The sequence below is a fragment of the Streptomyces sp. NPDC003300 genome, assembly GCF_040610915.1.
In the GTDB taxonomy this organism is placed as follows: domain Bacteria; phylum Actinomycetota; class Actinomycetes; order Streptomycetales; family Streptomycetaceae; genus Actinacidiphila.
In genome coordinates this window covers 1-23092 of record NZ_JBEXNE010000016.1, presented here as the reverse complement: position 1 = coordinate 23092, position 23092 = coordinate 1, and the positions used below count along the sequence as shown (strand labels likewise).

Here is a 23092-nt window from a genome sequence, read left to right as displayed (position 1 = left end):
CGCCCACCGGGCCCGCGTTCAGCCGCACCGCCGCGACCGTACGGCCCAGCGGTGCGTACGGCTCAGCGGTGCGTGCGCAGCAGCGTACGGAAGGTCCGCATCGCCACCGACAGACTCGCCAGGTCGAACTCCTCGGCGCCCTGGATCTCCTCAAGGGTGGTGCGGGCGCGGCCGATCAGCCCCGCGTTCTGCTCCTCCCACGCCGTGTAGCGCTGCTCTGGCGTGGACCCTTCGGGGCCCGCCGTCAGCACGTCGGCGGTGAGTGCCGCGTGGGCCGCGAAGAGGTCCTCGCGGATGGCGGCGCGGGCCATGGACTGCCAGCGGTCGGCGCGCGGCAGCAGGATGATCCGGTCCAGGAGCTGCGTGATCCCCAGCCGGTCGGCGAGGTCGAAGTAGACCTCCGCGACGTCCAGCGGCTCCTTGCCGGTGCGGTCCGCGACGTCGACGATGTCGAGCGCCGGGAAGGCCGCGGAGAATCCGGCGACCCGGGTGGCCAGTTCGTCCGGCACCCCCGCCGCGGTCAGCTCGTCGCGCAGCGACCGGTACCAGTCCGCGTCCGCGCCGCGCAGCAGCTTGGGCTGGTGGGACCAGACCGCGGCGACGCCCTCGGCGAAGAAGTCGATGGTCTCGGCGATCTGGAGCGGCTGGAGGCGGTTGTTGAGCAGCCAGCGGGTGGCGCGCTCGACCAGCCGCCGCGAGTGCAGCCTGATCCGGGTCTGCACGTCGGCGGCGACGATGTTGTCCAGCGCCTCCACCGCGTCCCAGATCTCGGCGAGACCGAAGATCGCGCGGGCGGCCGTGTGGGCCCGCACGATCTCCTCCGTGGTGGCGCCGATCTCCTCGCGGAAGCGGTGCAGGAAGGTCGTGCCGCCGGAGTTCACCGTGTCGTTGACCAGGACGGTCGTGATGATCTCGCGGTGCAGCGCGTGATTGTCGATCTGCCGCTCGAAGCGCTCCCGCAGCGGCACTGGGAAGTACGCGTGCAGCAGGGAGCGCAGGTACGGGTCGTCGGGCAGTTCGGTGTGGACCAGTTCCTCGGCCGTGGTGATCTTGGCGTAGGCGAGGATCACCGCCAACTCCGGCTGCGTCAGGCCCTGTCCGGCCGCCAGCCGCTCGCGGATCTGCCGGTCGGTCGGCAGGAACTCCAGCGCCCGGTCCAGGTGGCCGTCGCGCACCAGTCGGCGGATGAACCGCTGGTGGGCGTGGAGCAGGCTCGGGGCCTGCTCCATGCTGTTGGCGAGCGAGACGTTCTGCGCGTAGTTGTTGCGCAGCACCAGGTCGCCGACCTCGTGGGTCATCTCCGCGAGCAGCGAATTGCGCTGCTTGACGGTCATGTCCCCTTCGGCGACGACGCTGTTGAGCAGGATCTTGATGTTGACCTCGTGGTCCGAGGCGTCCACACCCGCGCTGTTGTCGATCGCGTCGGTGTTGATGTGGCCGCCGGTCCCCTCCGGGCCGCCGTTCAGGGCGAATTCGATCCGGCCGAGCTGGGTGAAGCCCAGATTGCCGCCCTCGCCGACGACCTTGACCCGCAGTTCCGCGCCGTCGATCCGGATCGCGTCGTTGGCCTTGTCGCCGACGTCGGCCTGCGACTCGGTGGACGCCTTGACGTAGGTGCCGATGCCGCCGTTCCACAGCAGGTCCACCGGGGCCTGGAGGATCGCCTTCATCAGCTCGGCGGGGGTGATCTTCGCGGTGGCGGTCTCGATGCCGAGCGCCTTGCGGATCTGCGCGTTGAGCGGGATCGCCTTGGCGGTACGGGGGAAGATCCCGCCGCCCGACGACAGCAGCTTGGTGTCGTAGTCGGCCCAACTGCTGCGCGGCAGCTCGAAGATGCGGCGCCGCTCGGCGTAGGAGGTGGCCGCGTCCGGCTTCGGGTCGAGGAAGATGTGCCGGTGGTCGAAGGCCGCGACCAGCCGGATGTGCTCCGACAGCAGCATGCCGTTGCCGAACACGTCACCGGACATGTCGCCGATGCCGACGACGGTGAAGTCCTCTTCCTGGGTGTTGACGCCCATCTCGCGGAAGTGCCGCTTCACCGACTCCCAGGCGCCGCTGGAGGTGATGGCCATCTTCTTGTGGTCGTAGCCGACCGAGCCGCCGGAGGCGAAGGCGTCGCCGAGCCAGAAGCCGTACGACACCGCGACCTCGTTGGCGATGTCGGAGAACGACGCGGTGCCCTTGTCCGCGGCGACGACCAGATACGTGTCGTCCTCGTCGTGCCTGACCACGTCAGTGGGCGGCACGACCTCGCCGCCGACGAGATTGTCGGTGATGTCGAGCAGGCCGGAGATGAACGTCTTGTACGAGGCGATGCCCTCGGCCAGCCAGGCGTCGCGGTCGGCGGCCGGGTCGGGCAGCCGCTTGCCGACGAAGCCGCCCTTCGCGCCGACCGGCACGATGACGGTGTTCTTCACCATCTGCGCCTTGACCAGGCCCAGCACCTCGGTACGGAAGTCCTCGCGCCGGTCGGACCAGCGCAGACCGCCGCGGGCGACCTTGCCGAACCGCAGGTGGACGCCCTCGACCCGCGGGGAGTACACCCAGATCTCGAACGCCGGGCGGGGCGCGGGCAGTTCGGGGATGGCCTGCGGGTCGAACTTCATCGACAGGTAGTCGTGCGGCTGCCCGTCGTCGCGGCGCTGGAAGTAGTTGGTGCGCAGCGTCGCCTTGATCAGGGTGAGGAAGGCCCGCAGGATGCGGTCCTCGTCGAGGCTGGCGACCTGGTCGAGCGCGCCGTCCAGCTCCTCCAGCAGCCCGTCGGTCAGCTCGCTGCCGGCCCGCTGGTGGTCCGGCGAGAAGCGGGCCTGGAAGAGGTTGACCAGCAACCGGGTGGTGTGGACGTTGGTACGGAGGGTGTCCTCCATGTAGTCCTGGCTGAAGGTGGACCCGGCCTGCCGCAGGTACTTGGCGTACGCGCGCAGCACCATCGCCTCGCGCCACTCCAGACCGGCGCGCAGCACCAGGGAGTTGAAGCCGTCGTTCTCCGCCTTGTCGGTCCAGGTCGCGGCGAAGGCCGCCTGGAACCGCTCGCGGGCGTCGTCGCCGAGGTCGCCGAGGCTGGGGTCCAGGCGCAGCCCGAAGTCGTAGACCCAGGCGCGGGTCTGGTCCGAACGGCGCAGTTCGTACGGCCGCTCGTCGACGACCTCGACGCCGAGCCGCTGGAGCACCGGCAGGACGGCGGACAGCGAGACGGGCGCGCCGGTGCGGTAGATCTTGAAGCGGCGCTCGTCGCTGGCGCCGCCGACCGGCTCGTACAGGCTGAGGGTGAAGTCGTCGGCGCCCAGGCCCTCGATGTGCTGGAGGTCGGCGACGGCGACGCGCGGTGCGAAGTCGGCGCGGTAGCCGTCGGGGAACGCGTGCGCGTACCGCCGGGTCAGCTCGGCCGCGCGCTCCTCGCCGCACTCGGCGGTCAGCGCCTCGCCGAAGCCGTCGGCCCAGGAGCGGGTGGCGTCGGAGAGCCGGCTCTCGATCCGCTCGACGTCGGCGTCGGTGATGTCGGGCAGCGGCGCGCCGGGTTCGACGCGGATGACGAAGTGCAGCCGGGACAGCACCGATTCGGTGTTCCAGGCGGTGAAGTCGGCGCTTCGGCCGCCCAGTTCGTCCTGGAGGATGTTGGTCAGGCGCAGCCGTACCGCCGTGGTGTAGCGGTCGCGCGGCAGGTAGACCAGCGCCGAGTAGTAGCGGCCGTACTCGTCCTGCCGCAGGAACAGCCGCAGCTTCCGGCGCTCCTGGAGGTACAGCACGCTGGTGGCGATGGACCGCAGCTCGTCGGCGGGGGTCTGGAACAGCTCGTCGCGCGGGTACGTCTCCAGGATCTGGAGCAGGTCGCGGCCGTCGTGGCTGTGGGCGGTGAATCCGGCGCCTTCGAGGACTTCCTCGACCTTGCGGCGGACCACCGGGACCCGGCGGATCGACTCGGTGTAGGCGGTGGAGGAGAACAGGCCGAGGAAGCGGCGCTCGCCGATCACATTGCCCTCGGCGTCGAACTTCTTCACGCCGACGTAGTCCAGATACGAGGGACGGTGCACGGTGGAGCGGCTGTTGGCCTTGGTGAGGATCAGCAGCCGGTGTTCGCGGGCCTTGGCGCGGGCGTCGGCGGGCAGCCTGCTGAACGACGGGGAGCCGGGGTGCCCGAGGTGGGTGTGGTGGCCCGGGTCGGTGCCGTCGGTGCCGGGGTGCACCGGGTCGGAGCGCAGGATGCCGAGACCGGTGCCGGGGACGGCGACCAGCACGTCCTCGGTGGAGCCGTCGGGCTCGGTGTCGGTGGTCAGCTCGTACTCGCGGTAGCCGAGGAAGGTGAAGTGGTCGTCGTTGAGCCAGCGCAGCAGCTCGACGGCCTCGCTGACCTCGCGCTCGGGCAGCGGCGGCGGGGTCGCGGACAGCTCGTCGGCGATGCGCTTGGTGGACTCGCGCATCTTCGCCCAGTCCTCGACGGACTCGCGGACGTCGGAGAGCACGCGGCGCAGGTCCGCGGTGATCTCCTTGAGGTCGGCGCGGTCGGTCTCGCGGTCGATCTCGACGTGGATCCAGGACTCGACCAGCACGTCGTGCGGGAGCGAGCCGTCCTCGGGTCCGCACCCCGGGGCGACGATCTCCAGCAGCTTGCCGGTCACGTCGCGGCGGACCAGGAACTGCGGGTGGAAGACGACGTGGATGCCGCGGTCGGCCTGGGTGAGCGCGTTGGTGACCGAGTCGACGAGGAAGGGCATGTCGTCGGTCACGACCTGGACGACGGTGTGGCTGGACTGCCAGCCGTTCTCCTCGACGGTGGGGGTGTGCACCCGGACGCTGGCACTGCCCTGCGGGCGTACCTCCGCGAGCCGGTAGTGGGAGACTGCCGCGCCGAAGACGTCGACCGGATTGCGGTCGTTGAGGTCCTCGGGTGCGCTGTGCAGGTAGTAACCCCGGAGGAACGCCGTCAGCGCCTCTGTGTCGCGGCCCTGGCCGGGTAGTCCCCCCGTCTGGCTGTTCTCAGCGACCTTGGCTGCTCGTTCCAGCAGTTCGGCCTTGGCTTCGTCCAGCTTGGTCTGCATGTCCTCTGACTCCTGTCGCGCGCCATTGCGTGACGTCGGGTGATGGCAGGACGTCACGTGACGCGGGGTATCCGCTACGGGACGACGCTATGCCGGAAGAGGGGTCCGCCGTGCCCGTACGCACGCGGTGGCCCCTGATGAACTGATCAACGTTGATCACGCCGCAAGGCTATCGCTCGCTCACGGGTGCCTGTCAGGAGACGTCTTCGTACAAATGCACTGCACACCTTTGGCCCCTCTGGACAGGAACCGGGCGGGAACAGGACCGGGACGAGACGGCGAACAGTCGATGCGGAGGTGATGATTCCGGCGTTGGAGCGGGGCACGGACCGGGCCCGAGCGTCGATTCGGGAGCCCGGCGGCAGGGCCTGTCCGGCGGACAGGCTCTAGCCCGCGGCTATTCGCTCGGCTTCCACGACGGCGGCGGCGAGGCTGTCGACCACCGGCACCCCGGCGCTCTCCAGGCTGGCGCGGCTGTGCGAGCCGCCGGTGTACAGCACGGCGTGCGCGCCGACGTGGGCGGCGGCCACCGCGTCGTCGAGCGCGTCACCGATCACCACGATCCGGCCGGGGTCGGCGGCGACGTCGGCGAGCGCGGCGAGGTGGCGGGCCATCTGCGCGGCCTTGCCCTGATTGGAGGGGCCGGTACGGCCGTCCACCCGGACGAAGTGCTCCATGATGCCGTGCGAGGTCACCACGGGCAGCAGATTGTCCTGCGGGGCGAGCGAGCACAGCGACTGCGTGAGCCCGGCGGCCCGGCGCGCGGCCAGCAGCTCGGCCGCGCCCTCGGCGAGGCCGCAGCGGCCGGCCAGCGCCCAGTAGTGGCGGTGGAAGGCGGCGTCCATCACCTCCCACTCGGCGTCGGTCGGCAGCCGTCCCATCAGGCGCTCGTAGAACCGGGGCACGGGCACGCAGTACAGCTCCTGGTACCGCTCCAGGGTGATCGGGGCCAGGCCCAGCTCGGCGAACGAGGCGTTCGTCGCCTCGATCACCGCGTCGATGTCGTGGAAAAGGGTGCCGTTCCAGTCCCACACCAGATGCGTGCCTACGGAATGCGTGCTCACTCCACGAACCGTACTCGCGGGGTGTGACAGCCCGGTGCCCGAGGGTGGGGTCCCGGCCACGCGGGGCCGCCGTACGACCGGGCGGGGGCCGAACGGATTCAGCCGATCAGGTGCCCGGCCGGTCGGATGCCGGGGCGCTCACGCGGTCGGGACGTTCACGCGCTCGGGGCGCTCAGCCGGTCGGGCGTTCAACCGGTCGCGCGCTCGGGTCCTCGCGCGCCGGGGTCAGGAGATGAGGTTGGGGATCTCCTGCGTCGCGTACCAGAGCAGGTCGTGGTCCTCGGCGCCGTCCACGGTGAACTGCGCGTCGTCGTCGCCCATGTCGGCCGCGCCCACGGCCGCCGCGGCGGCCGTCACATCGGTCCGCGCGTCGTCGGCGTCCACGTGCACCGCGGCCGTCCTGGACAGCGGCACGGCGCGCGCCAGGCGGACCTCGCCGAGCGAGCCGGGGTCCAGGCCGTGGTCCGGGTCGTACGTCACGGCGGCGTCGTCCACGTCCACGGCGACGACCACCCGGCGGCGCGGGGTGTCCGGGTGCACGGCCAGCAGCCGCAGCGACGCCTGGGCGGCGCGGTTGAGGGCCGCGTACTCCAGCTCCTCGATGTCGTCCGAGACGTACCACTCGCGCAGGCTCGGCGTCACCGCGTAGGCGTCCAGCGGTACGGGCCCCAGCTCGCCCGCCTTGTACGCCTCGGCGAGACCGGCCAGGGTCGTTGGAATATAGACGCGCATGGCGTGAAGCATACGTGCGCCACCACGCGAATAGGTGAATTCCTCCGCGCCCTCCGTCGGACGGCACCCCGCTTGCCAGCCCCTCCCCGAGGGTCCTAGAACCGCCCTGTCACCGCCCTACCCGCCAGTAGCGACCACAGGGGAAGCACCCGTGCAGACGACGCCGCCGCAGCCGCCCGTAACCGTGCCCGTACCCGGAACCCCGGCACCTCCCCTGCCCGCTCCCCCTCCGCCGCGCGCCGCGGGCGTGGAGCGGCGTACGGCGGGCGTGGAGCGGCGCACGGCGGGCGGCGCCGGTCCGCCCGGACGCAGAGACAGCCGCCGGCCCGGCGGGCGTCCAGGCGGGCGTCCAGGCGCCGCGGCGAGGCCGGCGGGAGGCGCGGCGAGCGGGGGCTCCGGCTCGGTTCCGGTCCCGGCGAGGTCCGTGGCGGTCGTGACGCGGCCGGGGACGGCGCCGCGCCCGCCCGCGCCGCACCTGTGGTTCGCCGGGCGCCTGCTCGACGTGCTGACCGGGCGCAGCCCCGTGACGTCGCTGGCCGGACGCGTCAGGGACGAGGCGTACCAACGGCTGTGGGAGCTGCACGGCGCCCGCGCCGACTGGCGGCTGCGGGCCCGCGGCCGTACCCCCTACGTGTACCGGTGCCGATGCTTCCGCACCGCGGACGGCGCCCTGGAGGTGGCGGCCGTCGTCGCCCTGGACCAGGACGTCTTCCGCGCCCTGGCCTTCCGGCTCGAACCCTCGGGGCCCGCCGCGCCGCCCTCGGCGGGCTACGGGCAGGCCCGCTGGCGGTGCACGGCGGTCCAGGCGGGCTGACCTCCCGCGGGTGAGCGTCTTGGACGCGGCACGGCCGCGGGGCCGGACCCGTGAGAAAGGGGTCCGGCCCCGCGGCCGTGTCCGGTCGAGCCCGCCCGTAGGCGTTACTTCTTGCGGCGGCGCCCGCCCTTGGCGGCCTTGCGGCGCTCGGCGCGCGTCTGGCCCTCCTCGGCGGAACCGCCGTCGGCGGCGTCGACACCCGCGAAGTCGCCCTCGACCACACCGCCCTCGCCGTCCACGGACGGCGCGGAGAAGTGCAGCCGGTCGGCGCGCTTGGGGGCGTCGAGGCCCTTGGCGCGGATCTCCGGCCTGGCGTCCTTGGTCAGCGAAGGCGCCGCGTCCTGCGGGGCGTCGCTGACGGCGGCGTCCACCGGGACCTCCTCGACCTGCTGCTCGACCTGGACCTCCAGGTTGAACAGGTAGCCGACGGACTCCTCCTTGATGCCGTCCATCATGGCGCCGAACATGTCGAAGCCCTCGCGCTGGTACTCCACCAGCGGGTCGCGCTGCGCCATCGCGCGCAGCCCGATGCCCTCCTGGAGGTAGTCCATCTCGTACAGGTGCTCACGCCACTTGCGGTCGAGCACCGACAGCACCACGCGGCGCTCCAGCTCGCGCATGATGTCCTCGGACAGGCTCTTCTCGCGCTCCGCGTACTGCTCGTGGATGTCGTCCTTGACGGACTCCGCGATGAACTCGGCGGTGATCCCGGCCCGGTCGCCCGCCGCGTCCTCCAGCTCCTCGATGGTGACCTTCACCGGGTAGAGCTGCTTGAAGGCGCCCCACAGCCGGTCCAGGTCCCAGTCCTCGGCGAAGCCTTCCTTGGTCTCCGCGTCGATGTACGCGTCGATGGTGTCGTCCATGAAGTGCTGCACCTGCTCGTGCAGGTCCTCGCCCTCCAGGACGCGGCGGCGCTCGCCGTAGATGACCTCGCGCTGCCGGTTGAGCACCTCGTCGTACTTCAGGACGTTCTTGCGGATCTCGAAGTTCTGCTGCTCGACCTGCGACTGGGCCGACGCGATGGCGCGGGTGACCATCTTGTTCTCGATCGGCACGTCGTCCGGCACATTGGCCATCGCCATGACGCGCTCGACCATCTGCGCCTTGAACAGCCGCATGAGGTCGTCGCCGAGCGAGAGGTAGAAGCGGGACTCGCCGGGGTCGCCCTGACGGCCGGACCGGCCGCGGAGCTGGTTGTCGATCCGGCGCGACTCGTGCCGCTCGGTGCCCAGCACGTAGAGCCCGCCGAGGTCGACGACCTCCTCGTGCTCGGCCTTGACGGCCTGCTCGGCACGCTCCAGGGCGTCGGGCAGCGCCGCCGCCCACTCCTCGACGTGCTCGACCGGGTCGAGGCCGCGCTGCCGCAGCTCCGCCTCGGCGAGGTCATCGGGGTTGCCCCCGAGCTTGATGTCGGTGCCGCGGCCGGCCATGTTGGTGGCCACGGTCACGGCGCCCTTGCGGCCCGCCTGCGCGACGATCGACGCCTCACGGTCGTGCTGCTTGGCGTTGAGCACCTCGTGCGGCACGCCGCGCTTGGAGAGCTGCGCTGACAGGTACTCGGACTTCTCGACGGAGACGGTGCCGACCAGGACCGGCTGGCCCTTCTCGTGCTTCTCGACGATGTCCTCGACCACGGCGGCGAACTTCGCCTCTTCCGTGCGGTAGATCAGGTCGGGCTTGTCCATCCGGGCCAGCGCGCGGTTGGTCGGGATCGGGACGACGCCGAGCTTGTAGATCTGGTGGAACTCGGCGGCCTCGGTCATCGCCGTACCGGTCATGCCGCAGAGCTTGTCGTACAGGCGGAAGAAGTTCTGGAGGGTGATCGTGGCGAGCGTCTGGTTCTCGTCCTTGATGTCCACCCCTTCCTTCGCCTCGATCGCCTGGTGCATGCCCTCGTTGTAGCGGCGGCCCGCGAGGATACGGCCGGTGTGCTCGTCGACGATCATGACTTCGCCGTCCATGACGACGTAGTCCTTGTCGTTCTTGTACAGCTCCTTGGCCTTGATCGCGTTGTTCAGGTAGCCGACCAGCGGGGTGTTCACCGACTCGTAGAGGTTGTCGATGCCCAGCCAGTCCTCGACCTTGGTGACGCCGCTCTCGTGGATGGCGACGGTGCGCTTCTTCTCGTCCACGTCGTAGTCGCCGGTCTCCTCCTTGCCGAGGCTGCTCGCCTCGCCGCGGTTGAGCCGCTTCACCAGACGGGCGAAGTCGCTGTACCACTTGGTGGCCTGGTCGGCCGGGCCGGAGATGATCAGCGGCGTACGGGCCTCGTCCACCAGGATCGAGTCGACCTCGTCGACGATCGCGAAGTTGTGGCCGCGCTGCACCAGCTCGTCCTTCGACCACGCCATGTTGTCGCGCAGGTAGTCGAAGCCGAATTCGTTGTTGGTGCCGTAGGTGATGTCGCAGGCGTACATGGCGCGGCGCTCGGCGGGCGACATGTTCGCCAGGATGCAGCCGACCTCGAGGCCGAGGAATTTGTGGACGCGGCCCATCCACTCCGAGTCGCGCTCGGCGAGGTAGTCGTTGACCGTGATGAGGTGGACGCCCTTGCCGGAGATCCCGTTCAGATACGCGGGCAGGGTGCCGACCAGGGTCTTGCCCTCGCCGGTGCGCATCTCGGCGACATACCCGAGGTGCAGGGCGGCACCGCCCATGAGCTGGACGTCGTAGTGACGCTGTCCGAGCACGCGCTTGGCGGCCTCACGGACGGTGGCGAACGCCTCGGGCAGCAGGTCGTCGAGGGACTCGCCCTCGGCGTACCGCTCCTTGTACTCGTCGGTGAGGGCCCGCAGCTCGGCATCGGTGAGGTTGACGAAGTCCTCTTCGATGGAATTGACCTGGTCCGCGATGCGGTGCAGTTTGCGCAGGATCTTGCCTTCGCCTGCACGCATGAGCTTGTTGAAGACGGACACGTAGGCTGGCTCCTTGCCGGTCGGGCCTGGCGCGGTTGGCCCGCACCCGGCACAGCGGGGTTTGATCTGCCGATGTCTGCCGATGGCTTTCTGCCAGTGGCTGTCCGCCGATGGCCCCGCTGCAACGGCCATCGTAAGCGAGGAGACCAGCGGGCCGGGAGGCCCCGAGGTGCCAAAACGGTTTTCCACAGCCGTTGGCTCTCCTCAATACTGCGTCCATGGAGCCGATCACCCTCACCACCGAGCGTCTGCTGCTGCGTCCGCTGACCCCGGACGACGCCGAGGCGCTCTATGTGGCCTGCCAGGATCCCGATATTCCGCGCTGGACGGCGGTGCCCTCGCCTTACACCCACGAGAACGCGGCGGACTTCGTCGGCCGCATCTGCCCCGAGGGCTGGCGCGACGACACCATGTACAACTTCGGCGTCTTCACCGCCGACAGCGGCGCGCTCGTCAGCTCCATGGGCCTGCTGCGGTTCGGCGCCTCCGGTCTGACCGGGCCCGAGCGGCAGGCGGAGCTGGGCTACTGGACGGCGAGGGAGCAGCGCCGCAAGGGCTACACCGCCGAGGCGGGGCGCGCGGTCTGCGCCTGGGCCTTCGACGCTCTCGGCGTCGAGCGGATCGAGTGGTACGCGGAGGCGGGCAACGACGGCTCGCGCGCCGTCGCCCGCTCCATCGGCTTCGTCATGGAGGGCACCGTCCGCTCCAAGATCCTTTACGCGGGCACCCGCCGCGACGCCTGGAGCGGTTCCCTGCTGCCGACGGACTGGGACCGCGAGGGCAAGACGCCGTACGAGCCGTATCCGCCGGGCGCGGGGGCCTGAGGCTCCTTCGTCACGGGGGGGCGGGCGCTTGAGGCTCCTTCGTCACGAGGGGGGCGGGCGCGGGGCCCGAGGGGTTCCGTACGGAGCGGGGGGGCCGCGGGCCGCGCGAGGTTGACGCAGGTCAGCGGGGCTTGTCAGTGGGCGGTCCTACGCTGTCCGGCATGACACCGCTGCCGCCTCCTCAGCTCACCCCGTCCGCCGACGAAGCACGCAGGCTCGCCTTGCGGGCGCAGGGCTTCCTCGGTGCTCCCGACCGGCGGGCCGGGACGCGCGGGGTGCTGCGCTCGCTGGGCGCGGTGCAGCTCGACACCATCTCGGTACTGGCCCGCTCGCACGAGCTGATCCCGTACGCGCGGCTGGGCGCGGTCGGCCGCGAGGAGGTCGAGGAGGCGTACTGGTCGGGCGACCACGCCTTCGAGTACTGGTCGCACGCGGCCTGCATCCTGCCCATCGAGGAGTGGCCGCACTTCGCCTTCCGGCGCAGGGCGCGGCGGGCCCGCGGTCACCGCTGGCACGTCCTGGAGGACGCCGAGCGCTCGTGCGCCGCCGTCCTGGACCAGCTCAAGGCCGAGGGGCCGCTGAATTCGACGCAGCTCGGCGGCGCGAAGAACGGCGGACCGTGGTGGGACTGGTCGGAGACCAAGATCGCGGTGGAGTGGCTGCTCGACACCGGTGAGGTGGTCTGCACCCGGCGGCGCGGCTGGAAGCGGATCTACGACCTGGCCGAGCGGGCCGTGCCCGACGCGCTGCTCCACGACGACCTGGACGACACCGAGTGCGTACGGCGGCTGGTCGTCCAGGCGGGCGCGGCGATGGGGGTGGCCACCCGCGCGGACCTCGCGGACTACCACCGGCTCAAGGGCGAGCAGGTGATGTCGGTGATCGACTCGACCGGTCTGGTGCCGGTCGAGGTCGAGGGCTGGGGCAAGCCCGCCTGGGCCGATCCGGCGGCGCTGGCGAGCGAGCCGCGCGGCAGGCACCGTACGACGCTGCTGTCGCCGTTCGACTCCCTGATCTGGGACCGGCCGCGCACCGAGCGGATCTTCGGCTTCACGCACCGGCTGGAGGCGTACACGCCCAAGCCCAAGCGGATCCATGGCTACTTCGCGATGCCGCTGCTCGCGGGCGGGCGGCTGGTCGGCCGCGTCGACCCGGCGCGCGAGGGGAAGACGCTGGTGGCCCGGCAGGTCACGCTCGACGGCCCGAAGGCCGTGCAGCCCGCGGCCGACGCCATCGCGCAGGCGGCGGGCTGGGTGGGCTGCGAGGAGGCGCGGGTGGAGCGGGTGCTGCCGGAGCCGCTGCGCGAGCCGCTGGAGGCGGCGCTGAAGCTGACCCACGACCGCCGCTGAGCGGGTCCGGCCCCGCGGGGCCGAGGTGGTGGGTCCGGGCGGCGCCGGGTCCGGGCGGCCCGGGGGCGCGCCCGGACCCGGCAATGCCCAGCACGTGATGGCCGCGATGCCCGGCGCGGGACAGGCCCTAGCGGATCTCCAGGATCTTCTCGCGCATCGCGTAGACCACGGCCTCCATCCGGGAGTGGAGCTGAAGCTTCTCCAGGATGTTGCGGACGTGGTTCTTCACCGTGTTCTCGCTGATGAAGAGTTCCTTGGCGATGTCCCGGTTGTTCAGCCCGGTGGCGACCAGCTTCAGCACCTCCAGCTCCCGGTCGGTGAGCTTGGGCGCGGGCAGCAGCCGCCGCTCGTCGGTCCGCTGGATCATCGACTTGAACTCGGTCAGCAGCTTCGACGCCATCGACGGACTGATCTGCGACTGTCCGTCCGCCACCGCGCGGATCGCCGTCGCCACCTCGTCGGTGGAGATCTCCTTGAGGAGATAGCCGGTGGCACCGGCCTTGATCGCCTCGTAGAGGTCGGCTTCCTCGTCGCTTATCGTCAGCATGATGATCTTGGCGCTGGGCGCGACCTCCTTGATCGAGGTGCACGCCTCGATCCCGCCGCGCCGGGGCATCCGCACATCCATCAGCACGATGTCCGGCAACAGGTCGGCGGCCTTGTCGACCGCCTCCGCGCCGTCCCCCGCCTCACCGATGACCTGGATGTCCTCCTCCTGCGCGAGCACGATCTCCAGGCCCCGCCGGAAGAGCGCGTGGTCGTCGACCACCAGCACCCGGATGGGCTCCGCACGCGCCGGACCGGCAGGTTCCTCGTACGGGATCTGACCACGCTCGCCGGTGGTTCCGCGCTCAAAGCTCTCCGGCATCAGATCCTCCCCCTCAGACCAGAGTTGACCACTGGTCCAGCATTTCACGTCCAGGCACGGTGGTGCCCCCGGGACGGCCCGGGGGCACCGGTTGCAGCCCTAGGGCCTGTCCGCGAAGTCTCGTCTGACTGGCGGCGCCTGGCACGCACGCTCGCTGCGTTGTCGGGCTCATCCGAATAGGCCCACTATGAGGACGACCCTCCGCCTTGCGATCGCACGCACCAGACACCGCCAGCCCCGCCCTCCGGGCGGACGACGCGACTTCGCGGACACGCCCTCGGGCGTGGCCGCTAGCGGCGCAGTACGCCGCCCGCGCCCGCCGGTTCTTCCACGGTGCTCTCGTCCGAGTTCAGATGAATCACGCCGTAGTCGTAACCGTGCCTGCGATAGACGACACTCGGCTGCTTGGTCTCGCTGTCCACGAACAGATAGAAGTCGTGCCCGACCAACTCCATCTCGTAGAGCGCCTGGTCGAGTGCCATCGGCGTGGCCGCGTGGGTCTTCTCGCGCACCACCAGCGGGCCCTCGCCGTGCACCTCCAGCGGACCGAACCTCGTGGTGGGCACACTGTCCGTGCTCGGCCGGTCGACGGCCAGCTCCCCGTCCCCGTTGATGGTCGCCGCGTCCGGCACGGTCGCGGCCACCTCGGCCGCCGGGATCCGGCCGTTCCCACGACGGGTATGGCGCTTGCTCGCGGCCTTGCGCAGCCGCGCCTCCAGCTTCGACACAGCGATGTCCAGCGCCGCGTACGGGTCGGCCGCCGCGGCCTCGGCCCGGACGACCGGGCCCCGGGTGTTGAGGGTGATCTCCACCCGGTCGGCGTGGTCCGCCTGCCGGGGGTTGAGCTCCTTGGACACCTCGACGTCGAGGCTGATCACCTTGCCGTCGAGCTTCTGGATCTTGTCCAGCTTCTCGGCCACGTGCTTCCGGAACCGCTCAGGCACCTCGGTCTTGCGGCCCTTGACGACGATGTCCACGCAGAACTCCGTTCCCGGATCGCCCCGGGCTACCGGAGGCGATCCCTTTCGCTGAGGCCAGCTCGGGTACCAGTCCCGTCCGGCGCTGCGTTGGCTGCCGCTTCGCCTCCCGGGGCTGACCGGGGACCACGAAGCTGCGGCTTTCACCTCCTCCTGCCCCACTGAGAAGATCAACACCCCATGGTGTTCACTTCCCTATCCCCCGAACATAGTCCCGGAGTGTGGAGGTCGGCATCCTCAGCGACGCCATACCCCCTTCCGAGTGAATATGCGTCGCTACTACCTGCAACGACGCGCATCCGAGTGGAGTTCCGGATCGTGCGGACCAGCCACGACCGCCGCCCCCGCGACCCGGCCCCCGGCCGCCGTCACCGCCCGCGCCGCCACGGTCAGTGAGGCTCCGGTGGTCATCAGGTCGTCCACCAGCACGACCGGCGCCACCGTCAGCAGCGCCGCCGGCCCGCCGGCCGCCGCCACCGCGCCCGCCAGATTCGCCGGCCGCCCGGCCGCGCCGAGACCGGACTGGTCCGCCACCGGCCGCCGCTGGCGCAACGCGGCCACCGCCCTGGCGGGTACGCCGCCCCGGCGCAGCTCCCGGGCCGCCGCACGGGCGATGCGGGCCGTGGCGTCGTGGCCGCGTCGCGCCACCGCACGCCGTGCCGAGGGCACCGGCACCAGCAGGACCGTCCCGGGGACGCCGACCCGCCGCACGGCCGCCGCCAGCGCCGTGCCCAGCGGTCGGGCCAGACCCAGCGCACCCCGCTCCTTGTGCGCCAGGACCACGGCCCGCACTTCGTCCCCGTATCGCCCGGCCGCGTAGACCGGCGGCAGCCCCGGCGGCTCCGGCGTCGGACGCACGCGCCGCACCGGCACCGATTCGGCCGCCCCACCGATCAGTACCCGGCACCGCTCGCACAGCTCCGTACGCGGACGCCCGCACCCGGCGCAGTCCACCGGCAGGACCAGCCCGGTGATCTCCTGCCACCAGCCCCGCATGACGTCCACTCTGCCCCGTTTCGGCGCCCGCCGCCAGCCCCCCTCCCAACCTGTGGATAACTCCACGGTTTCGCAGGTCAGGAGGCTGACGGTGGTTTTCTCAGCCGGGGTAGACCGGGCTGTCGCCCTTCGGCTCGACCCGCTTGCCCGTGGAGTCCGGCGGCAGCCGGTAGACGCTCTGGTTGTACGAGGCCAGCAGCGCCCGCGAGACGTCCTCGGAGGCCGCCACCACCGATGCCTGACTGATTCCCTCGAAGGCCAGCTTCGGGGAGCCGTCGGTGCTGATGTACTTGATCTGCTGCACGCCCTCGGATTCGCTGTCGAGCGCCACCAGGCGGCTCGGCCCCGCCCAGGAGACCGAGCTGACGCCGTCGGCCGCGGGGGTCAGCGTGCGCAGATTCGTCACCGCGAACGTCGGATGCGCCTGCGTACCACCCCGCTCGATCCGCCCGAGCTGCAACTTACCCAGCCCGTTGGGCTGCCGGACGAGCAGCGCGATCCGCACGCCGTCCGAGGCGACCCGCAGCGCGTCCACACGGCCGGTCAGGCCGCTGACGGAGACCGGGATCGGCTGCCCGCCGCCGTCGCGCAGCGCCACCACGCGGGGGTCGCCCGGATCGCGGTCGGCGACCCACAGGTAGTCGAGCCCGTCCCAGCTCGGCGCGCTCAGACCGTCCTTCGCCTTGCTGGTCAGCACGGGCTCGCTGAGCTGGGCGTCCGCGTCCAGGCCGGCGGTGACCAGTTGGCGTCCCTCGCCCTTCACCCCGGCGGCCATCTGCTCGTCCCGGCGCACCGCGACCAACTCCAGGTCTGCCTTCGCCCCGCCGAACGGCCCGGCCACCGGCGTACCCGTGGTCGAGGCGCCGTCCGAGGGCACCTCCAGCAGCCGGTGCGGCTGCGCGCCGATGTAGTACTGGTGGTCCGAGGAGCCGACCAGATTCTGCGTGCTGAACGCCAGCGTCTGTTCCTTGGGCAGGGAGCAGACCGTCCTGCCGTCGGACGCCGAGATGTCGACGGCGTCCACCTTGGGCGCGGCCTGGCCCTGCACGGTGGTGAAGAGCTGCGCCGCCAGCTTCACGCAGCGCTCTCCCGCGAACCGCTGCGCGGGCGCGTCGAGCCGCACCCTGAGGTGCTGGGAGTCGTCGAGCGTCACCCCGTGGTCGGGCGCCTTGTCGTAGAGCCGGGCGCCCTCGGGGGCCGCGGTCTCGACCACGGGCGCCAGCCAGTTCGTGGGGCCGGTCAGCAGCGCGGAGACCGTGGACACCAGCGAGTCGCTCTGCTTGCGCAGGTAGACCGGGTCGGCGACCAGGGTCTTGTCGGCGTTCCCCGAGCGATGCGCGTCCGGGCCCAGCGCCGCGAAATAGTACATGTTGACCAGGTGATATATCCGGTTGAAGTCCAGATCGGAGATCACCAGGCCGTCTTCAAGACTGTCGATCCGCCACTCGTTGTTCTCCTTGACCAGGTGGAACGAGGTGTCGAAGTTGCCCTCGTCCGGCCGGTAGGCGTGCTTGGCGTCGACGACGGCCGTCTTCTTGCCCGCGAGGTCGACCATCACGTAGTCCTTGCGACTCGTGCCCGGCTCCTCCCGGGGCTGGGTCGTGCCGGTGAGCACGGTGATCTTCGCGGTGGGGTCCCAGTGTCCGGCCAGCTCCTTGGACAGGTACTTCTTCGCGGTCTCGAAGTCCGCCTCGCCGCTGGTGGTGGCCTCCATGAAGCCGTTGACGATGTCGGAGGCGCTTTCGCCCTTGTGCGGCGCCGACGGGAAGACCCGCACCTGCGCGTCCACGTCGGCGTGCTGTCCGTCGCCGACCTTGCGCACCTCACCGCTGCTGGGTATCGCCGCGCACCCGGCCAGCAACAGCGCCGCGCACACCACACCCGGCCAGCTCCGCAGCAGGCGTCCCCTGCCCCCCAGCGCACCCATCAGCTGTCGTCCTCCCGGACCGAGTCCATCCGTCCCACGACCCGCGCACCGCTGCCGGGGAACGCCGCGGGATCGGCCGACGGCGACCGCGGCACCGCGGGCGGCCGCTGGGGAATCTGCGGTATCTGCGAGCCCGGCTGCCCGTTGTGCCCCGGCCCGGCCGGGCCCGCGGTCCGCGGCACCGGCACGGACCCCGTCGCGGCGCGGACCGGCAGCCCCGAGGAATTCAGCCCGCGGTTGCGCCGCGAATCGTCCGGCTCCAGCGGTATCGGCGACCCGCGCAGGCTCTCGCCGGCGGTCCGCGGCAGCGTCATCCGGAACTGCGACCCGCCGCCCGGCTCGCCCCACGCCTGGAGCCAGCCGCCGTGCAGCCGGGCGTCCTCCACCGCGATGGACAGGCCGAGGCCCGTCCCGCCGGTGGTACGCGCCCGCGCCGGATCGGCTCGCCAGAAGCGGTTGAACACCCGCGTCGCCTCGCCGGGCTTCAGCCCGACGCCGTAGTCCCGCACCGCGACGGCCACCGCGCCGTCGGCCGTGGCCAGCCGTACCACCACGTCCCGGCCGTCGCCGTGCTCGATCGCGTTGACGACTAGATTGCGCAGCACGCGCTCCACCCGGCGGGGGTCGACCTCGGCTATCACCGGCTGCGCGTCGCCGCGTATCGCCACGTGGCTGCCCTTGCGCTCGGCCAGCGGCTCCGCGGCGTCCACCACCCGCCGTACGACCTCGCGCAGGTCTATCGGCTCGGCGGCCAGCTCCGCGGCGCCCGCGTCGAATCTGCTGATCTCCAGCAGGTCGGACAGCAGCGACTCGAAACGGTCCAGCTGGTTCTGCAACAGTTCGGCGGAGCGCGCGGTCACCGGATCGAATTCGGTCCGCGCGTCATGGATGACGTCCGCCGCCATCCGTACGGTCGTCAGCGGGGTGCGCAGCTCGTGCGAGACGTCGGAGACGAAGCGGCGCTGCATCCTCGACAGGTCCTCCAGCTGCTGGATCTTGACCTGGAGGTTCTGCGCCATCTTGTTGAAGGACTCGCCGAGGCGCGCGATGTCGTCCTCACCCGAGACCTGCATACGTTCCTGCAATCGGCCCGCCGCGAGCCGCTCCGCGATCCCGGCCGCCATCCGTACCGGCGTGACGACCTGCCGGGTCACCAGCCAGGCGATGGCGCCGAGCAGCACCACCACGAAGATGCCCGCCGTCGCCAGCGTGCCCTTGACCAGGCCGAGCGTCTTGGCCTCCTGGCCGAACGGGAAGAGGTAGTAGAGCTGGTACGTCTTCCCGTTGATGTCCGTGAGCCGCTTGCCGATGGCCAGCGCGGGCTGCGGCGCCTTCCCGTCGTCCGTCACCACCGTCGTGTACTGCTTCAGCGCCCCGGTGTGGGACTCGACGGCGTCGCTGAGCGACTTGGGGATGCTCGCCTGCGGCAGCAGGCTGCCGGAGCTGCGCGGCCCGTGCGCGTTGACGACACCCTCGCCGAAGCGCGCGTCGTCGGCGCCCGGGCTGAGCGTGGCGATCCAGTACACCCCGTTGCCACCGCTGGCGAACTGCTGGACCAGCGTCGTCAGCCAGGCGCCCGAGTCCTCGGCCTGATTCTGCGAGCCGACCCCGGTGGCGTCCTGCGTCTGGCTCCTGTTCGCCTGCTGCTGGGCGATGGAGAAGCCGGTGGTGGCCTGATTCTCAGCCGCCTTCTCCTTCGCGTCGAGCAGGCCGTTCTTGACCTGCCCGATCACGACGAAGCCAAGCAGCAGCACCACGCCGACCGACATCAGCAGCGTGAAGGCGACCACCCGCAGTTGCAGATTGCGCCGCCACAGCCGGACCGCCGGCTGCAACGGTCGCCGTGCCCAGCGCACGAACGAGCGGAAAACCGGCGCGAGACCCCGCATGGGGTCCGCGAGCCGGCTCTCCAGCCGCTCCCGCTCGTACGACGCGCACATGTCAGCCCGGTCCCGCCTTGTAACCGACACCGCGGACGGTCACCACGATCTCCGGGCGCTCCGGGTCCTGCTCCACCTTGGACCGCAGCCGCTGCACATGGACGTTCACCAGCCGGGTGTCCGCCGCGTGCCGATAGCCCCAGACCTGCTCGAGCAGCACCTCACGGGTGAACACCTGCCACGGCTTGCGGGCCAGCGCCACCAGCAGGTCGAACTCCAACGGCGTCAGCGCGATCGGCTGCCCGTCCCGCTTCACCGAGTGCCCCGCCACGTCGATCACCAGATCGCCGATGGCGAGCTGCTCAGGAGTCGGCTCCTCCGCCCTCCGCAGTCGCGCCCTGACCCTCGCCACCAGCTCCTTCGGCTTGAACGGCTTGATCACATAGTCGTCAGCCCCCGACTCGAGCCCCACCACCACATCCACGGTGTCGCTCTTCGCCGTGAGCATCACGATCGGCACCCCGGACTCCGCCCGGATCTGACGGCATACGTCGATGCCGTCCCGTCCGGGCAGCATGAGGTCAAGGAGCACCAGATCCGGCTTGGACTCCCGAAAAGCAGCCAGGGCCTTGTCACCGTCAGCGCAGAACGACGGCTCGAAACCCTCTCCGCGCAGCACGATGCCAAGCATCTCTGACAGCGCGGTGTCGTCATCGACGACCAGCACACGTCCCTTCATACCGACCATCATCCCATTTGCATATCGTTACCGGTGACCTTTGGTGATCGAGGTCACGCTACGCGACCATTGTCCGCTGATGTCCGCAGATGCGCTGCCCGATCTCCCCTAGTCAGAGCCTGCCCGGGGAGTCTCGTGATTACACACAGTTACGAGAGCTTCTGTGGTGACCGGCGAAACCACACCGTTCTCCGTGATGATCGCAGTAATCAGCTCCGGCGGCGTCACATCGAAGGCCGGATTGTAGGCCTGAGTGCCCAGCGGTGACGGCGCGAGGTCGGTCACCTCGCTGCCGGCCCGCTGCTCCACCTCGATCGCGGCGCCGTCCGGCGTGCTCAGATCCACCGAGGTCGTCGGCGCCACCACGATGAACGGCACATGGTGGTAGCGGGCGAGGACCGCGAGGGGATAGCTGCCGACCTTGTTCGCCGTGGAGCCGTCCGCCGCGATCCGGTCCGCGCCGATCAGCACCGCGTCCACCTCCCCCGCCGTGAACAGCGACCCGGCCGCGCTGTCGGCGAGCAGCGTGTACGGCATCCCGGCCCGCGCCGCCTCGTACGCCGTCAACCGCGCGCCCTGAAGAAGGGGACGGGTCTCGTCGACCCACAGACGCCTCAACTCCCCGGCCCTGTGCGCCGCGAGGACCACACCGAGCGCGGTGCCCTCACCGCCCGACACCAGGGCCCCGGTGTTGCAGTGCGTCAGAATCCGGTAGCCCCCGCCCGGCACCAACTCGGCGAGCAGCCGCTCCCCGTACTCCGCCATCGCCCGGCTCGCCGCCGCGTCCTCCTCGTGCAGCGCCCGCGCCTCGGCCAACGCGAAGGCGGCGCCCTGGTGCGGAGGCGCCGCGTGGAAAGCGGTCACCGCGCGGCGCACCCCGTACCCGAGGTTGACGGCCGTCGGCCGCGCGTGCGCCAGCAGGTCGGCGGCCTCGTTCACGTCGTAGCCGCGCGCCGCCGCCAACGCGATGCCGTACGCCCCCGCGAGCCCGAGCAGCGGCGCGCCCCGCACGGCGAGGGAACGTATCGCCTGCACCAGCGCCTGCACGTCCGTGCACACCAACTCGACCTCCTCCTGCGGAAGTCGAGTCTGGTCGAGCAGCACGAGCACGGGTCCCTCGGGGGGTTCCTCCCACCGCAGCGCGGGGATGGTACGGGAAGCACCGTCGGCCTCATCGGTCACAGGTCGCACGTATTGATCACCCATCCGTCCAGTCTGCCCTGCCCGGCCCGGTCCAAGGCAGCCCATGGCACGATGGCGGCCAGTACCACAGCGAGCACCACGTGAAGGGGCAGCCTCCGATGACCAACACTCCGGGCTGGGCCTCGCCCGGATCCTCCGACTCCTCCGAGCCGGAAGACGGCGACAGCCCCGCTTCCTCCGCACCACAGAAAGACACCCCCGTGGACACGTCAACAGATACGTCCGCGGCCGGTCCTGACAACAGCTCCGGTGACGACTCCGGCGACACATCCGCTCCCGGTACGGGAGACCGGCCCGCTACGGCCGACGCCGGTGACACGACGCCACCGCCGCCCGGCGGCTGGTCCGCCCAACAGCCGCCCGCGGGCCAGTGGCAGCACACCCCCCACGACACCCGGCCCCCGACCGTACCGGCCCCAGGCCCGCCCCCCGCCGGATCCTCCGGTACGGGTACGGGTACGGGTCAGGCGCCCGGCGCCGGCTGGGCCCGGTGGTCACCCCCGCAACCGCCGCAAGGCGGCCACCCCGGCCCCTCAGGCCCGCGCTGGGGCAACACAGCACCGGGCGGCGGCCCCGGCGGCGGCTGGCAGCAGCAGGGCCCCTGGAGCAGGCCCGCGGCGCCCAAGCCCGGCGTCATCCCGCTGCGCCCGCTCGGCGCGGGCGAGATCCTCGACGGTTCCCTGGCCGTACTGCGGCGGCACTGGCGCGCGATCCTCGGCTTCACCCTGGCCATCGCCGTGGTCACCCAGGGCCTGGCGGTGGTGGTCGACGGCTTCTTCCTCAGCAACGACACCCGGTTGGAGAACCTCAGGGACAACCCCAACCCGAGCGTCGGCGACATCATGCACGCCGTCAGCGGTGCCTTCGCCAGCTCGGGCCTGACCATTCTGGTCATGCTCATCGGCACGATCACCGCGACCGCGATGGTCGCCATGGCCACCAGCCGCGCCGTGCTCGGCCGCCCGGTCACGGCCGCCCAGGTCTGGCGGGAAGCCCGCCCGCGACTGCCCCAACTGGTCGGGCTCGCGCTGCTGATCCCGCTGGCCATCGCCGGAATCCTGGCGGGCGCCGTCCTGCCCGGCGCACTGATCGCCCTGGCGGGTGCGGAGAGCGGCGGCGCCGCCCTTGCCTCCCTCGGCCTGATCGGCGCCTCCGTCGTCGTGCTCTGGCTCATGATCCAGTGGAGCCTGGCGGCACCGGCCCTCATGCTCGAGAAGCAGGACATCGTCTCGGCGATGAAGCGCTCGGCGAAGCTGGTACGCAACTCCTGGTGGCGCGTCCTCGGCGTCCAGGCGCTCGCGGCGATCCTCTGCTACATCGCCTCGGCCATCATCCAGACGCCGTTCATGTTCATCGCTCGTGGCATCACCGGTGAGAGCCTCGGCTCCTTCCTCTCCGGCGACACCAACCCGGGCTGGGCGTTCCTCGGCATCAGCGGAATCGGCGCCGCCATCGCCGCGACGCTCAGCCTGCCGATCAGCGCCGGCGTCACCACGCTGCTGTACATGGACCAGCGCATCCGCCGTGAGGCACTCGACATCGAGCTGATGCGGGCCGCGAATTCCGATGCGGACGCGAACGCGGCTGCGAGCGTCACCATCACCACCGACTGAGCAGGGAACGCAGAAAGGCCCCGGCCCCCGAGTCGAAACTCGGGGGCCGGGGCCTTCTACAAAGATTGTTCGGCGGTGTCCTACTCTCCCACAGGGTCCCCCCTGCAGTACCATCGGCGCTGAAAGGCTTAGCTTCCGGGTTCGGAATGTAACCG

General features: G+C 71.0%; 15 protein-coding genes and 1 rRNA gene. 4 read left to right on the top strand and 12 right to left on the bottom strand.

The window, feature by feature from the left end; translation table 11 throughout:
• Positions 1-62: 62 nt before the first annotated feature.
• The 3 genes from ABZX65_RS22830 to ABZX65_RS22820 all read right to left on the bottom strand — a co-directional run bounded on the left by ABZX65_RS22830 (position 63) and on the right by ABZX65_RS22820 (position 6832).
• Positions 63-5036, bottom strand: a complete 4974-nt coding sequence (locus tag ABZX65_RS22830) for an NAD-glutamate dehydrogenase (RefSeq protein WP_355342928.1) — start codon at positions 5034-5036, stop codon at positions 63-65.
• A gap of 386 nt (positions 5037-5422) precedes the next feature.
• Positions 5423-6100: an HAD family hydrolase gene (locus tag ABZX65_RS22825; RefSeq protein WP_355342925.1), complete on the bottom strand. Its 678-nt coding sequence runs from the start codon at positions 6098-6100 to the stop codon at positions 5423-5425.
• Between the two features lie 225 nt (positions 6101-6325).
• The gene (locus ABZX65_RS22820) at positions 6326-6832 is read right to left on the bottom strand and encodes a hypothetical protein (RefSeq protein ID WP_355342922.1); all 507 of its coding nucleotides are present in this window, start codon (positions 6830-6832) and stop codon (positions 6326-6328) included.
• A 424-nt stretch (positions 6833-7256) separates the two neighbouring features.
• Here ABZX65_RS22820 and ABZX65_RS22815 point away from each other — a divergent pair, with 424 nt between their 5' ends.
• Positions 7257-7646, top strand: a complete 390-nt coding sequence (locus ABZX65_RS22815) for an Rv3235 family protein (RefSeq protein ID WP_355342919.1) — start codon at positions 7257-7259, stop codon at positions 7644-7646.
• Positions 7647-7750: 104 nt separating this feature from the next.
• Here the strand turns inward: ABZX65_RS22815 and secA are convergent, their stop codons facing one another.
• Positions 7751-10561: a preprotein translocase subunit SecA gene (secA, locus tag ABZX65_RS22810; protein WP_355342916.1), complete on the bottom strand. Its 2811-nt coding sequence runs from the start codon at positions 10559-10561 to the stop codon at positions 7751-7753.
• Between the two features lie 218 nt (positions 10562-10779).
• On the opposite strand from secA, the gene ABZX65_RS22805 reads away from it, so the two are divergent.
• A complete protein-coding gene (locus ABZX65_RS22805; RefSeq protein ID WP_355342913.1) occupies positions 10780-11385 on the top strand; it encodes a GNAT family N-acetyltransferase in 606 nt (201 codons plus the stop codon).
• Between the two features lie 161 nt (positions 11386-11546).
• On the top strand, positions 11547-12734 hold the full coding sequence (locus ABZX65_RS22800; protein ID WP_355342910.1) for a crosslink repair DNA glycosylase YcaQ family protein: 1188 nt from the start codon (positions 11547-11549) through the stop codon (positions 12732-12734).
• A 127-nt stretch (positions 12735-12861) separates the two neighbouring features.
• On the opposite strand, the gene ABZX65_RS22795 is transcribed toward ABZX65_RS22800, so the two are convergent.
• From ABZX65_RS22795 to mtnA, 7 genes are all read right to left on the bottom strand, one after another.
• Positions 12862-13557 carry a response regulator transcription factor gene (locus ABZX65_RS22795; protein ID WP_355343271.1) on the bottom strand — a complete coding sequence of 232 codons (696 nt, stop codon included), beginning with the start codon at positions 13555-13557 and terminating at the stop codon, positions 12862-12864.
• A 335-nt stretch (positions 13558-13892) separates the two neighbouring features.
• Complete coding sequence (gene raiA / locus ABZX65_RS22790) at positions 13893-14579, bottom strand: ribosome-associated translation inhibitor RaiA (protein ID WP_355342907.1); 687 nt, start codon at positions 14577-14579, stop codon at positions 13893-13895.
• Positions 14580-14858: 279 nt separating this feature from the next.
• A complete protein-coding gene (locus ABZX65_RS22785) occupies positions 14859-15575 on the bottom strand; it encodes a ComF family protein (protein ID WP_355342905.1) in 717 nt (238 codons plus the stop codon).
• 100 nt (positions 15576-15675) lie between these two features.
• Positions 15676-17502 carry an LpqB family beta-propeller domain-containing protein gene (locus ABZX65_RS22780; protein WP_355342902.1) on the bottom strand — a complete coding sequence of 609 codons (1827 nt, stop codon included), beginning with the start codon at positions 17500-17502 and terminating at the stop codon, positions 15676-15678.
• The gene (gene mtrB, locus ABZX65_RS22775) at positions 17502-19391 is read right to left on the bottom strand and encodes an MtrAB system histidine kinase MtrB (RefSeq protein WP_355343268.1); all 1890 of its coding nucleotides are present in this window, start codon (positions 19389-19391) and stop codon (positions 17502-17504) included. The genes ABZX65_RS22780 and mtrB overlap by 1 nt, the downstream gene beginning before the upstream one ends.
• Before the next feature lie 52 nt (positions 19392-19443).
• On the bottom strand, positions 19444-20133 hold the full coding sequence (gene mtrA, locus ABZX65_RS22770) for an MtrAB system response regulator MtrA (protein ID WP_188283097.1): 690 nt from the start codon (positions 20131-20133) through the stop codon (positions 19444-19446).
• 96 nt (positions 20134-20229) lie between these two features.
• Complete coding sequence (gene mtnA / locus ABZX65_RS22765; protein WP_355342899.1) at positions 20230-21327, bottom strand: S-methyl-5-thioribose-1-phosphate isomerase; 1098 nt, start codon at positions 21325-21327, stop codon at positions 20230-20232.
• Between the two features lie 95 nt (positions 21328-21422).
• On the opposite strand from mtnA, the gene ABZX65_RS22760 reads away from it, so the two are divergent.
• Entirely contained in the window at positions 21423-22937 is a 1515-nt protein-coding gene (locus tag ABZX65_RS22760) for a hypothetical protein (protein WP_355342896.1), read from the top strand.
• A gap of 67 nt (positions 22938-23004) precedes the next feature.
• Here the strand turns inward: ABZX65_RS22760 and rrf are convergent.
• A 5S ribosomal RNA gene (gene rrf / locus ABZX65_RS22755) occupies positions 23005-23092 on the bottom strand; the annotation flags it as partial.

Coding starts and splice junctions, on each gene's coding strand:
- ABZX65_RS22820 (WP_355342922.1), bottom strand. CDS start 6,832: ATGCGCGTCTATATTCCAACGACCCTGGCCGGTCTCGCCGAGGCGTAC.
- ABZX65_RS22760 (WP_355342896.1), top strand. CDS start 21,423: ATGACCAACACTCCGGGCTGGGCCTCGCCCGGATCCTCCGACTCCTCC.
- mtrB (WP_355343268.1), bottom strand. CDS start 19,391: ATGCGGGGTCTCGCGCCGGTTTTCCGCTCGTTCGTGCGCTGGGCACGG.
- ABZX65_RS22780 (WP_355342902.1), bottom strand. CDS start 17,502: ATGGGTGCGCTGGGGGGCAGGGGACGCCTGCTGCGGAGCTGGCCGGGT.
- ABZX65_RS22830 (WP_355342928.1), bottom strand. CDS start 5,036: ATGCAGACCAAGCTGGACGAAGCCAAGGCCGAACTGCTGGAACGAGCA.
- mtrA (WP_188283097.1), bottom strand. CDS start 20,133: ATGATGGTCGGTATGAAGGGACGTGTGCTGGTCGTCGATGACGACACC.
- ABZX65_RS22785 (WP_355342905.1), bottom strand. CDS start 15,575: ATGCGGGGCTGGTGGCAGGAGATCACCGGGCTGGTCCTGCCGGTGGAC.
- ABZX65_RS22800 (WP_355342910.1), top strand. CDS start 11,547: ATGACACCGCTGCCGCCTCCTCAGCTCACCCCGTCCGCCGACGAAGCA.
- ABZX65_RS22805 (WP_355342913.1), top strand. CDS start 10,780: ATGGAGCCGATCACCCTCACCACCGAGCGTCTGCTGCTGCGTCCGCTG.
- mtnA (WP_355342899.1), bottom strand. CDS start 21,327: ATGGGTGATCAATACGTGCGACCTGTGACCGATGAGGCCGACGGTGCT.